A 13,711-nucleotide genomic window follows, 5' to 3' on the forward strand; every position below is an offset into this window, starting at 1 on the left:
CGCTGAGGGCGTTAAATCCCTGGAGCGCCGGGATAAACCGCTGCAAAAAGGGCGTTACCGTCAGCAGTGCGAAGTAGCCAAACACCACCGAGGCACCCCGGCCAGCAGCTCCAAAATCGACCTGCACGAGCTGAACCTGCTCCGATACCTTGGCTTCAGCCGCCGTCAACGTCGTCAGCCAGCGATAGCTTTCTTTCTCCTCTATCGGTTTATGCTGATGTCGCTCTTGAGCCGAGCGGTCTTTCTGTTTTACCGGGGGAACCGTCACGCACCCAGGTGTGTTGATGCAGCAGGCCCAGGGGCTCACCTGCTCCGCTGACCGCAAAACAGTTATGAACTTTGATCCCTTGCTGTTGGGTTTGATTGAGATAGCCCAGGCCAGTGGTTTGCGGATGACTCGTAAAATCAAAGTCGGTACTATCTTGAATCGACAACACCGTCTCACAACCTCGGGCTCGGGCGACGGTGCCCTCGCTATGACTGTTGAGAATCGCCTCACTGCTCACCGTAGGGTTTGACCAAAATCGGTAAATGCTCTGCGCTTCGCTACTGGTTTGACTCGCTAACGGCACACTGGCCGTGGGATGTCGGCTCAGTGCCGTTACAATCTTGCGCAGGCGTTTTGCGTGGCGCAGGTCTTGGAAATGACGGGGATTGATGTCTTAGCTCATCCAATCGTTCATGGCTTGGCTGACGGTTACAACGGCTTTTATCTTCCCGCAAATGGTTCCCCAAATGCCCGTCCTGTAACGCTTAGACATATTTGTGCCTAACGGATAGCTCCTTGGAGGGGTGCCCGAAGGGCGGGGTGGGTTAAACCTACGGCAAAATACAAGCTTCTAGATAGGGTGAGTTGCCATGCTGGCCTAGACAACCCACCCCTACCCCTCCCAAGGAGGGGACAGTGGGCCTGCTTTGCCAAGGTCTTTTCTTATCCCGAATTCAGGTTGAATAACATGACGAAGGCTATATGGCTACATAACCCCGGCCCTAGCCCCAGAGAAAAGGCCCCAGAAAAAAGGCGCGGCCAGCGCCGCGCCCGACTGCATCAGCACCGCCAGACGGCGGCGCTGGGTAGATGCATTACTGGTTCGGCACGTTGCCTGGACGCACCGTAAGGGTTTGCTCGCGGCCATCGCGCCGCAGGGTAACCGACAGCTCCTGTCCCACGGTGGACTGCTCTACGACCTGCTGCACGGCACCGCCATCTTTGACCGGCTGGCCGTCGATCGCCACAATCACATCCCCCGCCCGCAGGCCGGCCCTGGCCGCAGGGGAGTTGGGCATGACCTGGGCCACCAGCACCCCCTCGTCGTCCTGCACGGTAAAGGGGCGATTGGGCCTGCTGTTGATGTTTTGCTTCATCTCTGGCGACAGAGTCACCATCTGAATGCCCAGGTAGGCGTGCTCGGCGTGGCCAGTGGCCACCAGCTGACTGCTGATGCGCTGCACGGTGTTGATGGGAATGGCAAAGCCAATGCCCTGGGCGCCCTGAATAATGGCGGTATTGACGCCAATCACTTCGCCGTTGAAGTTGAGCAGCGGGCCACCGGAGTTGCCGGGGTTGATGGCGGCGTCGGTCTGAATGAACTCAACCCGCTTGTCGGGGATGCCAACATCGCGGCTGGAGCGCCCAGTGGCGCTGATAATGCCCGCCGTCACGGTGCTGTCGAGGCCCAGGGGGTTGCCAATGGCGATCGCCCCATCGCCGGGCTGGAGCTGGTCGGAGTTGCTAAACGTTACGGGGGGCAGGTCATTGGCGTCGATTTTAATCACCGCAACGTCGGTGACCGGGTCGGAACCCATCACCCGACCGACAAAGCTGCGTCCGTCCTTGAGGGTGACCTGCACCTGGTCGGCCCCGTCTACCACGTGGGCGTTGGTGATAATTTGTCCATCGGCGGAGGCCACAAACCCTGAGCCTACGCCGCGCTGCACCTGCTCGCCCTGGGGCTGGCTGTTGCCAAAGAACTGGCGAAAAAACGGATCTTGAAAGATGGGCGGCAGACTGGTCTGCACCGTGCGAGAGGCATCAATGCGCACCACCGACGGCCCCACTCGGCGCACGATGTCGGCGATCGCATTGGGGGTAGAGACCGAGGGCGCAATGGCCACAGCGGCGGGGCGATCGCTGCTCGGAGGCTGCATCTCGCTGGTCTGGGTGTCGCTATCCTGGCGGCTCAGAAGGCCGTTGTTCCAAAACACGTCGGTGGCGGTGGGCTGGCTGCTGGCCGAGGGCTGCACCAGGGCGCTGAGCGCCTGCCCCCCGATGGTGATCCCTGCCCCTAGCAGCACCAAAGCCAGCGATTTGGCCAGAGGCTGCCCGCCGCGCCCAAACTCATCCTTCTCCATTGTTGTGTCCTTTCGGGAATCTCGCATGATAGGTCTAACCATAGCCCCATGGTATGGCGGGTCAGTGGCGCGATCGTGGCGAAGCTGTGACACTTTGCCCTCAGGCCCTCAGGCCCAGGGGCCGCTAGTATTTAATCCGATCGCGGTCTTTGTCGGGGGCGGCGTGCTTGACCACAAAGTCGATGATTTTGCCCGCCACATCGATATCGGTGGCCGTTTCAATGCCCTCCAGACCGGGGGACGAATTGACCTCCATCACCACCGGGCCGTGGTTGGAGCGCAGCAGGTCGACTCCGGCCACCCGCAGGCCCATGGCCTTGGCGGCGCGAATGGCGGTACTGCGCTCTTCGGGGGTGAGGCGCACCCGGCTGGCCGACCCGCCCCGGTGCAGGTTGGAGCGAAACTCGCCGGGGGCTCCCTGGCGCTTCATGGCGGCCACCACCTTGTCGCCGATCACGAAGCAGCGGATGTCCATGCCGCCCGCCTCTTTGATAAACTCCTGCACCAGAATGTTGGCGTCGAGGCCGCGAAAGGCCTCAATCACCGACTTGGCCGCCTGCTGGGTTTCGGCCAGCACCACCCCAATGCCCTGGGTGCCCTCCAGCAGCTTGATCACCAGGGGGGCGCCGCCAACGATGTCTACCAGGCCGTCAATGTCTTTGGTGGAGTGGGCAAACCCCGTCACCGGCAGGCCAATGCCCCGCCGGGCCATGATCTGGAGCGACCTGAGCTTGTCGCGCGACCTGGAAATGGCCATGGAAGTATTGGCCGTAAATACCCCCATGATCTCAAACTGGCGCACCACCGCCGTGCCGTAGAAGGTGTTCGACGCGCCAATGCGGGGGATCACCGCGTCAATGTCCACCAGGGGCTGGCTCTGGTACATGACCTTGGGCTGGTGGGAGGTGATGTTCATGTAGCAGCGCAGGTGGTCAATCACCTGGATCTCGTGGCCGCGCTCCTCCCCAGCCTGCTTCAGCCGCCGGGTCGAATAGAGGGCGGCATCCCTGGATAAAATCGCAATTTTCATAGCGCTTTAGGCGTCATCCTCGGGGGTGGTTTAGGGGTAATCATGGGTCAAAGGGGGCGATTCGGGAAGGGGGTGCAGGTACGATCGCCCCGGATCCACCAGGTAGCGGCGGCGCACCGCCTGCCGTCCCAGCAGCATCCGAAAGCCCATTTCGTCGCGATTGGTCAAGGTCAGCTCAATGGCCCATACCGAACCACCCACCTGCACCTGGGCGTCAATCACCGGGCGCAGCTCCTCCTGCCCGCCCGAGTTGCGCACCACCCGCTCGTCTAAGAGCGCAGCTTCGGCGGTGACAATGTAATCGTCGTTGCGCTGAATGGGGTGGGCCTGAAAGCGTACCATCGCCCTGCCGCCCCGCTCAAACCGCTCCACCGCAAAGGCGTGGAGGGCCGACGATCGCGCCCCCGTATCAATCTTAGCCTTGATGGCATGAACCCCCAGCCCCGGCAGGGCGATCCATTCTCGCCAGCCAATGATGGCAGCCGGTGCAGCACCAGAATTCATACCGCCGTTGAGACCATAACAGGGAGCATAGCAGGACGGAAGCTAGGGGTCAGGTTAGGGGGCGGCGGTGGCCCCTTCCCCAACGCGATTGGGCGAGGGAGAAGCGCTGGGAGCAGGGGGCAAGGCGGGGGGAATGTCGTCCACCAGGCTGAGCCAGTAGGGGTCCATTCCCAGGGCATCGGCAAAGGCGGGCTGAAGGGCGGGCTGAAACCGCTGGTCGCCCTCCAGGGTGAGCTTGAAGTAGGCCAGTCCCAGCACCTGCATGTAAGACCATACCAGCTCGGGGCGCACCCCGATAATCTCCGGCGGAATAGCCAGGGGCTGATCCCCGGTGGCCACATCGCCAATGGTGGAAAAATGGGTGCCTCGGTCGATCAGCAGCAGGTAGCGATCGGGGGTGGTCAGCCAGGTGAAGGGCACAATCTGCTCCGGAAAGGCCGGGGCAATGGTGTCGGCGGTGCCTCCCACAATCATCACGGGCCGATCGATCCGGCCGTAGCCGGTCGGCCCAAACAGGGCGCTGCCGATCGGATTGATCACAAAAATCGATTTTACCCGGCGATCGGTCAGGCTCGCGCCGGGATCGCCTAGGTGCGCCACCTGGCACTGGAGCAGCAGCGAGGGATTAAAGGACAGGGTGCCGGGGGGACAGGCCGCAGCCAGACCGGCCAGGTCAAAGGTCGCTCCGGCCAGTGCCAGCGCCGTGTAGCCCCCAAACGACTGGCCCACAACTCCCACTCGGCTCAAATCGAGCTGCCCTCGAATAGGAGAGGGGCTTTTGTTGAGGCGATCGAGGGTGTTGAGGGTGAGGGACACATCGCGGGGGCGACGCAGGAACTCTTCGTCTTGCACCACCGCGTCCGATCGCCCTGCCAGCAAGGCGTAGAGCTGCTGATCGTTGCTGCCGGGATGCTCCAGGGTGGCCACCGCAATGCCCCCCTCGGCCAGGTACTCGGCCAGGTAGGCATAGCTGTTGCGGGTGCCACCCAGCCCGTGGGAGATCACCACCAGCGGAAAGCCCTGGCGGGGAACTCCCCGCCGCCCCGGCTGGACCTGGGGCAGGTAAAGCTGCACCGGGCGCGGCAGGCCGGGCACCACCACCCGAATCAGATCTATGCCGTACTGGCGCTCGCTCTGAACCAGCCGCAGCAGCGCCGCCGCATCGACTGGATTGGCCTCGGCCTCTTGCTTAGCCAAGGCCTGCACCTCCGCAAAGGCCGCCTCTGACTGCAAAACCGCCTGGTTGATCTCCTGGGCGATCGCCAATCCCTCCACTAGGTCAATTCGAATCGCAACGGTGGGGTAGGTTTTGAGGACGTTGAGCAGGGTAAAGCCCGACTCAGGGTCAGCGGCGGCCAAAATGAGCGCCCCCCGCAGAGCCTGTACGTTGGCCTGGCGCACCGGCGTTTGCACGACCCGGCTGAGCTGCTCCAGCAGCAGCACCCCCTGCTCGGTATAGAGAAACTGAGCCACGGCCACGGGGCTGAGGGTAGCCGGGGTAGTCAGCACCTCGCGCACCTGGCTGAGCTGAGCGTCGGAGAGCTGGAGCTGCCGGCTGTAGATTTTGAGCTGAGGCGTCAGCTCTCCAGTGGCCGCAAATTGCTCCAGATCGGCAATCGGAATCGATCGCTCCAAGATGCCGTAGGACACCAGCAGCGCCTCGGCGGCCTGGCCCGGGGTTGCCGTCACCAGAGCGCCCACCAGCCCCAAAGCCCCGACCAAACTGCGCCGCAGCCAGGGCCGGGCAGCCTGCGCTGAGGAGGGTATCAAGGGGTGCCTTAGGGGAGGGCCGTTGAGGGTCACAGGGTTACCAGGTCACTAGCGGGCGGTCGCCACAGGATGCTCGAGAACGTAATCCAGGAACCCTTCACAGGCATCGAGCAGCAGCTCGATAACGTAAGTAAAACCTTCGGGACCGCCGTAGTAGGGGTCGGGCACCTCGCGATCGGGGTGGGTACGGCAGTAGTCACAAATCATCCGCACGCGATCGCGGTGCTGGCCTGCCGGGTCCAGGGCCAGAATGTCGCGATAGTTCTGGCGATCCATAGCCAGAATATAGTCGAAGCGATCGAAGTCAGCGGCATTGAACTGGCGCGCCCGACCCACCAGATCGATTCCCCTGGCTTTAGCGGCCTGGGTCATGCGGCGATCGGGGGGGCTACCCACGTGGTAGCTGGCGGTACCCGCCGAGTCGCACACCACCCGCTCGCCCAGCTGCCGCTGCGCAATCAGGTAGTTCATAATATTTTCAGCCGAGGGCGACCGGCAGATATTGCCCAGGCAGACAAATAAAAGGCGGGTGGTCATAGGGCTGAGGGTCTATAGGCCTGGCAGGTTGAGGCCGCCAGTGAGCAGCTCCATGCGATCGCGCATGGTGGCCGTCGATTTTTCGTAGGCGTCTTTCATCGCCGTTGCCACCAGATCAGAGAGTACCTCGGCCCCCTCGTTGAGCGCTTCGGGAGCAATGGTGACGCCCTTGGGCTCCTGGTTGCCGCTCATCGTCACTTTGACCAGACCACCGCCCGACTCGCCTTCGATCTCCATTTGCTCCAGCTCTTCCTGCAGCTGCTTGGCCCCCTCTTGAATCTGCTGGGCTTTCTTGAAGGCTTCGGTCAGCTCCTTCATTTTGCCTAACCCAAACCCAAATCCTTGACCTTGTGACATGGAGTTTCTCTCGAACGTACAGCGTGCTGGTGGCGTCGCGTCAATCAGCTATACGATTCTAGCGCCCAGCGGCAAAATCGAAGAGACTATACCCAGTCCAGATCGGCGTCTATTGTTTTTTAACCGCTAAAATGCCCCTGCTGGCGGTTGAACTGCCCGCCGTGGCGCTGGTAAAAAGTAGGGTTATCTACCCTTGGCTGGGGGTTAGGCAAAACCTTAGGCTCTTAAATATAGAAAGCTCTATACAGACAGCTTCGAGTTGCCCACCTTAGCGCCAAGCGTAAAACGCGTAAAACCATGGGATTTTTTGATTCAGAAATTGTCCAGCAGGAGGCCATGCAGCTGTTTCAGGATTACCAATCGCTGGTTCAGCTAGGAGGCAGCTACGGTAAGTTCGATCGCGAGGGCAAAAAGATGTACATTGCCCAAATGGAAGCGATGATGGATCGTTACCACATTTTTATGAAGCGCTTCGAGCTATCCGAAGACTTTCAGGCCCAAATGACCGTAGAGCAGCTCAAAACTCAGCTGGGCCAGTTTGGCATGACCCCCGACATGATGTTTCAGCAGATGCAGCAGACCCTAGAGCGCATGAAAGCAGAAATCGAGACCTAAGCCCGGCAGCCTCCAGCATTGTTAAACCGATAACTAGGATATAACGGCATGCAAGAGATCGCTGCCGCCCAGGGCGAAGTGCAGCAGTACCGCCGCCGCCTGGATGGGCTATTGCTCTACGGAGGCACGTTTCAAACCCCCGTTGGGCAAGCATTTGCGGCGCTGCTTGCGGCGCTCCAGTCGGGCGATGCTGGCCTGAGCTTAACCGCCTACGGAGGCTGGTTTCAGGCCCTGGCGGCGGCGGGTACAAGCTGGGGCAATCACCTGCTGCGGCAGATTGTCTACGCCGAAAATCCCTTCACGGCCCAGGCCCAGCGCCACAGCTATAGCGATCTGACCCCAGCCCTGATCGAGGCTGCCCGCCACGATCTGGCGCAGCTGCAGGCGCTTTATCAGCTCGATGGCGCTCGGGTGTCGGGGTGGGTACAGGCGATCGCGCGCCTACCCGAGCCCCCTGTTGTCTGGGCGATCGCGCCAGAAGCTGCCTCGCCACTGCCGCTGCCGGCGGCGGCCCCCTGGGCTGAGGCTGTAGCCGAGCTGGCGGCGCACTACCGCCGCCACGGCGCCGGGGTGTTTGCCCAGTACCGTGCCTTTAGCTGGCGCGATGGCCAACTCCAGGGCATTGCCGAACCCGATCCGATTCGTCTGGATCAGCTCACCGCCTATGACCATCCCCGGCAGCAGCTGGTGCAAAATACCCTGGCCCTACTCAAGGGCTACCCGGCCCTCAATGTGCTGCTCTACGGCAGCCGGGGTGCGGGTAAGTCGTCGCTGGTCAAGGCGCTGGTGAATGAGTACGCGCCCCAGGGGCTGCGGCTGGTGGAGGTGGCCAAGGGCGACCTGCAGGCTCTGCCCGAGATTGTAGGAGAACTGCGATCGCGGCCGCAGAAGTTCATTATTTTTGTCGACGACCTTTCCTTTGAGGAAGACGACGATACGTTTAAATCCCTCAAGGTGGTGCTGGAGGGCAGCACCACCGCCCGCCCCGCCAATGTGGTGGTCTACGCCACCTCCAACCGTCGCCACCTGGTGCGGGAATTCTTTAGCGATCGCCCCCGCCCCAGGGACCAGGACGAGGTGCAATCCTGGGACACCATGCAGGAAAAGCTGTCCTTCAGCGATCGCTTTGGCCTCACCCTCACCTTTGAGCCTGCCGACCAGCCCACCTACCTGGCGATCGTCAGGCACCTGGCCCAACAGGCCCAGATTCCTTTGACCGATGAGGAGCTAACGGCCCGCGCCCTACAGTGGGCCACTCGCCACAACGGGCGATCGGGCCGCGCAGCCCGCCAGTTTATTGACTGGTTAACCGCTGAAATTGGGTTGGGCAATCAACCTGGCTGAGAACGTCTGGCCAAGACAATTTAGAGGTGACTCGCCTGGCCGATTGACTGGCAAAAGGTCTGATGTAGGTAGGTATTGAGCGAAGCGTTCGCGTAACGTCTCCGGCGGAGAAAACTCAACACCATAAACGGTTTTGTTGGGTTACGCTGGCGCTTCACCTAACCTACGGCAGCTAAATCCCCCTTTTTAAGGGGGGTGTGGGGGATCGGCAGGTGGCTAAAGCTACAGCGACTCACTTTTCAAACGCCCTTTAAGACCGCCAAAACTCATCGACCTGCAAGTGCTTTAGCTCCGCCTGAATCTCGCGAAAGTAGTCGCTCTCGGTAATTTGTGCCACCTGCTTTTGCAGCTTCGCCTGGTCGATTTCGATGGTCAGCTCCATCAACTGCTGTTTCAACTGGCTTTCGCGCTGCTGCACATGGGCCGCCATCAGCTGAAACATGCGGGCCAGCTGGCCCAGTTCATCGTCGCGCTGGGCTACCTCATCCAGCGTTGCAGGGTCAAAGGTGCCCGCATCGACGGCGGTGGCGGCGGCGGTGACCTGGTCTACCTGCTCGATGTAGTTTTGCATTTCCTGGTTGTGGTGGCGCAGGCTGGCTTCGGCCTGCTTGCGATCGCCAATTTCCGCGCAGATCTGCCCGTACATCTGCTTAAAGGTAGCAATCACCTCCCCCAGCTCATCCCGCCGCTGGTAGCGCAGCGAGGCAAACTCGGCGGCGCTGTCGTCGCAGGCCACGGTTTCGCCCGCCAGAGCCAGGTCGCGGCGCAGGGTCAGAATTGGGGTAATCAGCAGCCGACTCAGCAGCACCATCATCGCCAGGGTAATGAAGGCGGCAATCAGCAGCACCAGCCCGCTAATTCTGAGGATGTAAAACATCAGCGCCCGCTGGGTGCCGTCAGCATCGTGGCGCAGCACAATCCAGTGGTTCTCGGTCAAGTCGGGCAGCATGCCTTCGCCAATGCCCGTCGTCGTCCAGGCGATGTCGTAGCGGCGGCCCGCTGCGGTGGTAAAAAGCTGGCTGCGGTCCTGGCGGGCGCTGGCAGGGGATAGCTGCGGTGGTTCGCCAAAGGCTTCGACCCGGTTGCCTTCGTTGTCGTACACCGCGCCGCCCAAAATGCCCTGGAGCAACGAGTCTTTTTGCAGCTGTTGTAGGTGCTCGGCCAGCTCTGTCCCCGTGGCGGCGGGATAGGTGGTAACAATCCACCGCACCTTGCCCATAGAAACGTCTTCGATCTGATTGAGCAGTTCGCCCCGGCGGCGATGCACCGAGGGCACCAGCAAAATCGCTTCGATCGCCACCAAACTGACAAACATGCCTGCAATAATGCGCGACGAAAGGGGCGATCGAAAGAGACGAAGGGTGTCTTTGAGGGGCTGCATGGGGTGAGGGGGTGAGGGGGTGAGGGGGTGAGGGGGTGAGAGAGAAATTCAAAATTCAAAGTTCAAAATTTGCCCCGGCTACCAGCGGTCGAGGTCTGCATCGCCTTTGATCCAGCTGTCGAGGTCTTTGGGCGGGGGGGCCACATTAAAGGGGTGCAGGCCAAAGTCTTGGGAGAGCTGCTGGCAGACCCGAATGCCGCGCAGGCTGTTGCCCTTGGCATCGAGGGGGGGCGAAAAGGTGCCGATGCCCAGCTTGCCGGGCGAGACGGCGGTGATGCCGCCGCCGACACCGCTTTTGGCGGGCATGCCCACCCGGTAGGCCCAGTCGCCCGATGAGTCGTACATGCCGCAGGTGAGCATGACGCTGACCACATCCTGCACGTAGCGCTGGTCGAGGGCGCGATCGCCCGTCACCGGGTTGACGCCGCCGTTGGCCAGCGTCGCCGCCATCAGGCTCAGGTCGCGGGCGGTAACCAAAATCGAGCATTGCTGAAAGTAGAGGTCGAGGGTTTCGTCGATGCGATCGCTGACCATGCCAAAGTTGAGCATCAGGTAGGCGATCGCTCGGTTGCGGTTGCCGGTGGCCCTTTCTGACAAAAACACCGGCACATGGATGTCGTGGCTGCGGCCCGTGTAGCGGCTAAACATATCCAGCATGCGCTTTAGCCGTTCGGTGCCGTCTTTGCCCTTAATCAGGTCGGCGGTGGCGATCGCCCCGGCATTCACCATCGGGTTGTAGGGGCGATTGGTGGCCTCATCCAGCACAATGGCGTTGAAAGCTTCCCCCGTGGGCTCGACCCCGACTTTGCTATTCACGTAGTCGCGTCCGTGATCCTCCAGGGCCAGCCCGTAGACAAACGCCTTCGAAATCGACTGAATGGTGAAGGGCTGGGCGCAATCCCCCACCTCAAACACCTGACCCTCGACCGTCGCCACCGCCACGCCAAACCAGCTGGGGTCAGCCAGGGCCAGCTCTGGAATGTAGTCGGCCACAGTTCCATCGCTCAGGGGCAAATATTTGCGGTGCAAATCGCTGAGGTAGTTGCGAAAGGGCGAGGTCGCCGCCGCAATCGAATCTGCAAACGCCTTTAGCTTGCCGGTATTGCTCATCACCTGCTACTCCATAATCCGGCGGGCCACCGCCTGAAACTCCTGCGTCACCGAATGCTCGGGGTGGCGCGCGCAAAACACCCCCTCGCTCGCCAGTTTGACCACATCCTCCGAGAGGGGAAACAGCCCCGCTACGGGCACCTCGTAGGTTTCTTCCACCTTTTGCCGCAACGCCCCAGGCTCCAGGCAGGAAAGGGCCTTATTGATCACAATTTGCACATGGCGAACGTTGAGCTGTCGGGCCACATCGAGGGTGACCGCCGTGCCCTGGTAATCTTGCTTGTCGGGCCGCACAATTAGCAGCAAACAGTGGGAAATAGCGATGGTCAAAAAGGTTTCTTTTGACAGCCCTGGGTGCGTGTCAATAAATAGATAATCTAGCTCCAGGGTTTTCACCAGCTGACGAAACCCATCGTTGAGCAGGCGCACATCGTAGCCGTCTTTGAGAATGTGGGCGATGTCGTCGGCTTTGCAGCTAGAGGGCACCAAAAACAGTTCTCCGCCATTGCCAAGGTCCAGGTTTTGGCTGACATCGTAGGCCCCGTCAGCCAACTCGGCCTCGCCCCACAGGTAGCTGTTGAGGGTTTTAGTAATCATCTCTGGCTCCAGGCCAAAAATATTGTGAATGCCTGGGGACGGCATATCGGTGTCGACTACCCCCACCCGGTAGCCCTGCTGAGCTACGGTAGTAGCTAAATTTGCGGTCAAATTAGACTTACCGGTTCCCCCCCGATAGGAGTGAACTGCAATCACTTTTGGCATGGCCGATCGCCCCCGGGCGCAATTACGAGGATTCAGCTTAACTAGAGGAAAAGAACATTCAAATTTGTCTCAAAGGGCGTTTGAAAAGTGGATCGCTGTAGCTTTAGTCACCGACCGATCCCCCCTGCCTCCCTTAAAAAAGGGGTGTAAAAGTCCCCCTTTCTATAGACGCTTGCGGCTTCCCACAAGGTAGAAAGATTTAGGGGGATCTTCACTTTTGCTACAGAAAGCAAAACTTCTCAAACGCCCTCTCAGGAAATATCCATAAATCGAATCAGTGCCTCAGCTGTAAGCTCTATGATGAGGTCACCCTCCAGGTCAGTCAAGATCAGTTTTGGATCAGTAAATTGCTGATCCAAAACTGATCTGAAACCAATCCACGCCTGATCTTTTAATCCTGACATGGTTGAGCCACACTACAGGGGTACACAACGTATAGGGGTGCCCTTTAGCGGCCCGCCAGTTTTACGCTGCCCAGAGTGGCCGAGACTCTTTTGCATCAAACAGTTGCATCAAACGGTGCTGAGTTATAGTCCAGGCCCATCTCAGGAGGCTGCCATGCTGTCTACGCCCTCGGTGAATGCTTTAATGAACACCCCAGGCAGACTACCTTTGTCCCCAGGGCAAGATTTGGTGGTGATTAGCACGGCCCTAGAGGGCTATCGTTTTTTGGCCCAAAGTGTGGCACCCCAGGCGGAGGTACTGCTGTTGCGCCAGGAGCGGGATGGGGTAGCTGCGATCGCCCAACAGCTCGCCATCCTATCCCCCATTTGCCGCCTGCATCTGGTGACGCCAGAGGGAGACGGTTTGCGGCTGGGCCTTGTCACCCTCCGCTTCGACAACCTGCCCACCTACGCCAGCATGCTGGGTCAGTGGCGATCGCACCTGGCCCCGAGCGCAACAATTTTGATCTACAACGGCAAAATGGCCCGCACCGAGGCAGGCCGACTCTTAATCGATGTGCTGCATCACCTGACCGGGGCCGCGATCGCCGCCTGCACCACCCCGCCCAATGCCACGGCTCCCAGCGGCAGATGGGAGCTGGATTGCGCTACCCCGTCGCTATCGTCCTCGCTGGCATTGCCCTTAGCATTAGTCAGTCACAGCCTTGGGCATAGCCATGTCCCCAATCTACGGCGGGTAGCACCCCCCTGATCGAGATTGCAGGCGATCTGGTCTACTCAACATCGACATCGACACGTTTTATAAATCACCTGAAAGGATGATCGTTAAAATGCGGCAAACAGCATTGTGCTGCTTGCCGCATTTCAAGCCGGTAAAAATTAGCTGCGTACCAGGGGTGTATCGACCAAATGCTCTGCTAAGAACCAGACCTGTAGCTCATGGGTCCGCAGCGCCTGGCTAACCAACATATCATTCGTGCCGCTGTCCTGATTTGCGGCGGTTTTGTCGAGCGCCTCTCGCAGTTCTGTAATAATCAATTCGTGTATTTCTAACAGGCGCGACAGCATTACGGGCACTTCTTCCACCCCATTGGGAGGGCGTTTCACTTTAGTGACTTCGGCAACATGGCGCGGATCGGCGATCGCCACTCCCCCCAGCGTTTGGACTCGCTCCCCCATCACATCGATGATTTCGAGCTGCTCGCTGGCGTGTTTGTCGAGCAGCAGATGCAGTTGATAAAACGTGCTGCCGCGCATCATCCAGTGATGCTTTTTGTAGAGGTGATAGAGAATGATAGTGTCGGCTAAAATTTGGTTGATCAGGGTACAGCTTTCGCTGCGGGTCTCTGGGCTGAGGGCGATCGGGGTGTTGACTAAGCTGCCGTAGGCCTGAATCTCATGGCCTTTTTGGTGGAGTAGGGGCTGGCTGTCGCTGGTTTTAGAAAGTTCGATCGAGCTTGGTGCAGACATGTGGTTATCTCCTAAGGCGGTTAATGTTTACAATTTGACGATGCAAAGCTAACAAAACAGGATTGTCTTCCTAAA

General features: G+C 59.9%; 14 protein-coding genes and 1 pseudogene. 3 read left to right on the top strand and 12 right to left on the bottom strand.

The window, feature by feature from the left end:
- From LEPTO7104_RS43790 to LEPTO7104_RS0127205, 8 genes and pseudogenes are all read right to left on the bottom strand, one after another.
- Positions 1–114, bottom strand: a pseudogene (locus LEPTO7104_RS43790) (phosphate ABC transporter permease subunit PstC); the annotation flags it as partial.
- 95 nt (positions 115–209) lie between these two features.
- Complete coding sequence (locus LEPTO7104_RS43795; RefSeq protein WP_071527331.1) at positions 210–659, bottom strand: transposase DNA-binding-containing protein; 450 nt, start codon at positions 657–659, stop codon at positions 210–212.
- 424 nt (positions 660–1,083) lie between these two features.
- Entirely contained in the window at positions 1,084–2,352 is a 1,269-nt protein-coding gene (locus LEPTO7104_RS0127180) for an HhoA/HhoB/HtrA family serine endopeptidase (protein ID WP_017301744.1), read from the bottom strand.
- A gap of 124 nt (positions 2,353–2,476) precedes the next feature.
- Positions 2,477–3,382: a 30S ribosomal protein S6--L-glutamate ligase gene (gene rimK / locus LEPTO7104_RS0127185; protein WP_017301745.1), complete on the bottom strand. Its 906-nt coding sequence runs from the start codon at positions 3,380–3,382 to the stop codon at positions 2,477–2,479.
- A gap of 30 nt (positions 3,383–3,412) precedes the next feature.
- Positions 3,413–3,886 (bottom strand): ATP-dependent zinc protease family protein, encoded by a 474-nt coding sequence (locus LEPTO7104_RS0127190; RefSeq protein ID WP_017301746.1) that lies wholly within the window; start codon positions 3,884–3,886, stop codon positions 3,413–3,415.
- Positions 3,887–3,940: 54 nt separating this feature from the next.
- Positions 3,941–5,656, bottom strand: a complete 1,716-nt coding sequence (locus tag LEPTO7104_RS35610; RefSeq protein WP_051158542.1) for an alpha/beta hydrolase — start codon at positions 5,654–5,656, stop codon at positions 3,941–3,943.
- Between the two features lie 48 nt (positions 5,657–5,704).
- Positions 5,705–6,193, bottom strand: coding sequence for a low molecular weight protein-tyrosine-phosphatase (locus LEPTO7104_RS0127200; protein ID WP_017301748.1), 489 nt, complete (start codon positions 6,191–6,193; stop codon positions 5,705–5,707).
- Positions 6,194–6,205: 12 nt separating this feature from the next.
- Positions 6,206–6,550 carry a YbaB/EbfC family nucleoid-associated protein gene (locus tag LEPTO7104_RS0127205; RefSeq protein ID WP_026073130.1) on the bottom strand — a complete coding sequence of 115 codons (345 nt, stop codon included), beginning with the start codon at positions 6,548–6,550 and terminating at the stop codon, positions 6,206–6,208.
- Positions 6,551–6,847: 297 nt separating this feature from the next.
- Here LEPTO7104_RS0127205 and LEPTO7104_RS0127210 point away from each other — a divergent pair, with 297 nt between their 5' ends.
- A complete protein-coding gene (locus tag LEPTO7104_RS0127210) occupies positions 6,848–7,165 on the top strand; it encodes a DUF1825 family protein (RefSeq protein WP_017301750.1) in 318 nt (105 codons plus the stop codon).
- A gap of 48 nt (positions 7,166–7,213) precedes the next feature.
- A complete protein-coding gene (locus LEPTO7104_RS0127215; protein WP_017301751.1) occupies positions 7,214–8,509 on the top strand; it encodes an ATP-binding protein in 1,296 nt (431 codons plus the stop codon).
- Between the two features lie 250 nt (positions 8,510–8,759).
- On the opposite strand, the gene LEPTO7104_RS0127220 is transcribed toward LEPTO7104_RS0127215, so the two are convergent.
- The 3 genes from LEPTO7104_RS0127220 to LEPTO7104_RS0127230 all read right to left on the bottom strand — a co-directional run bounded on the left by LEPTO7104_RS0127220 (position 8,760) and on the right by LEPTO7104_RS0127230 (position 11,762).
- Positions 8,760–9,890, bottom strand: a complete 1,131-nt coding sequence (locus LEPTO7104_RS0127220; RefSeq protein WP_017301752.1) for a methyl-accepting chemotaxis protein — start codon at positions 9,888–9,890, stop codon at positions 8,760–8,762.
- A gap of 78 nt (positions 9,891–9,968) precedes the next feature.
- Positions 9,969–11,000: a glutaminase A gene (gene glsA, locus LEPTO7104_RS0127225; RefSeq protein WP_017301753.1), complete on the bottom strand. Its 1,032-nt coding sequence runs from the start codon at positions 10,998–11,000 to the stop codon at positions 9,969–9,971.
- A 6-nt stretch (positions 11,001–11,006) separates the two neighbouring features.
- On the bottom strand, positions 11,007–11,762 hold the full coding sequence (locus LEPTO7104_RS0127230) for a MinD/ParA family ATP-binding protein (protein WP_026073131.1): 756 nt from the start codon (positions 11,760–11,762) through the stop codon (positions 11,007–11,009).
- Between the two features lie 558 nt (positions 11,763–12,320).
- Here LEPTO7104_RS0127230 and LEPTO7104_RS0127240 point away from each other — a divergent pair.
- Positions 12,321–12,917, top strand: coding sequence for a DUF4347 domain-containing protein (locus tag LEPTO7104_RS0127240; RefSeq protein WP_196358158.1), 597 nt, complete (start codon positions 12,321–12,323; stop codon positions 12,915–12,917).
- A gap of 128 nt (positions 12,918–13,045) precedes the next feature.
- Here LEPTO7104_RS0127240 and LEPTO7104_RS0127245 read toward each other — a convergent pair whose 3' ends face one another.
- The gene (locus LEPTO7104_RS0127245) at positions 13,046–13,636 is read right to left on the bottom strand and encodes a Dps family protein (RefSeq protein WP_017301757.1); all 591 of its coding nucleotides are present in this window, start codon (positions 13,634–13,636) and stop codon (positions 13,046–13,048) included.
- Positions 13,637–13,711: the final 75 nt, after the last annotated feature.

It is taken from the genome of Nodosilinea nodulosa PCC 7104, from assembly GCF_000309385.1.
GTDB lineage: Bacteria > Cyanobacteriota > Cyanobacteriia > Phormidesmidales > Phormidesmidaceae > Nodosilinea > Nodosilinea nodulosa.

Excerpts from the sequence above, each read along its gene's own strand:
- LEPTO7104_RS0127180 (WP_017301744.1), bottom strand. The coding sequence starts at position 2,352 with ATGGAGAAGGATGAGTTTGGGCGCGGCGGGCAGCCTCTGGCCAAATCG.
- rimK (WP_017301745.1), bottom strand. The coding sequence starts at position 3,382 with ATGAAAATTGCGATTTTATCCAGGGATGCCGCCCTCTATTCGACCCGG.
- LEPTO7104_RS0127190 (WP_017301746.1), bottom strand. The coding sequence starts at position 3,886 with ATGAATTCTGGTGCTGCACCGGCTGCCATCATTGGCTGGCGAGAATGG.
- LEPTO7104_RS0127200 (WP_017301748.1), bottom strand. The coding sequence starts at position 6,193 with ATGACCACCCGCCTTTTATTTGTCTGCCTGGGCAATATCTGCCGGTCG.
- LEPTO7104_RS0127205 (WP_026073130.1), bottom strand. The coding sequence starts at position 6,550 with ATGTCACAAGGTCAAGGATTTGGGTTTGGGTTAGGCAAAATGAAGGAG.
- LEPTO7104_RS0127210 (WP_017301750.1), top strand. The coding sequence starts at position 6,848 with ATGGGATTTTTTGATTCAGAAATTGTCCAGCAGGAGGCCATGCAGCTG.
- LEPTO7104_RS0127215 (WP_017301751.1), top strand. The coding sequence starts at position 7,214 with ATGCAAGAGATCGCTGCCGCCCAGGGCGAAGTGCAGCAGTACCGCCGC.
- LEPTO7104_RS0127220 (WP_017301752.1), bottom strand. The coding sequence starts at position 9,890 with ATGCAGCCCCTCAAAGACACCCTTCGTCTCTTTCGATCGCCCCTTTCG.
- glsA (WP_017301753.1), bottom strand. The coding sequence starts at position 11,000 with ATGAGCAATACCGGCAAGCTAAAGGCGTTTGCAGATTCGATTGCGGCG.
- LEPTO7104_RS0127230 (WP_026073131.1), bottom strand. The coding sequence starts at position 11,762 with ATGCCAAAAGTGATTGCAGTTCACTCCTATCGGGGGGGAACCGGTAAG.
- LEPTO7104_RS0127240 (WP_196358158.1), top strand. The coding sequence starts at position 12,321 with ATGCTGTCTACGCCCTCGGTGAATGCTTTAATGAACACCCCAGGCAGA.
- LEPTO7104_RS0127245 (WP_017301757.1), bottom strand. The coding sequence starts at position 13,636 with ATGTCTGCACCAAGCTCGATCGAACTTTCTAAAACCAGCGACAGCCAG.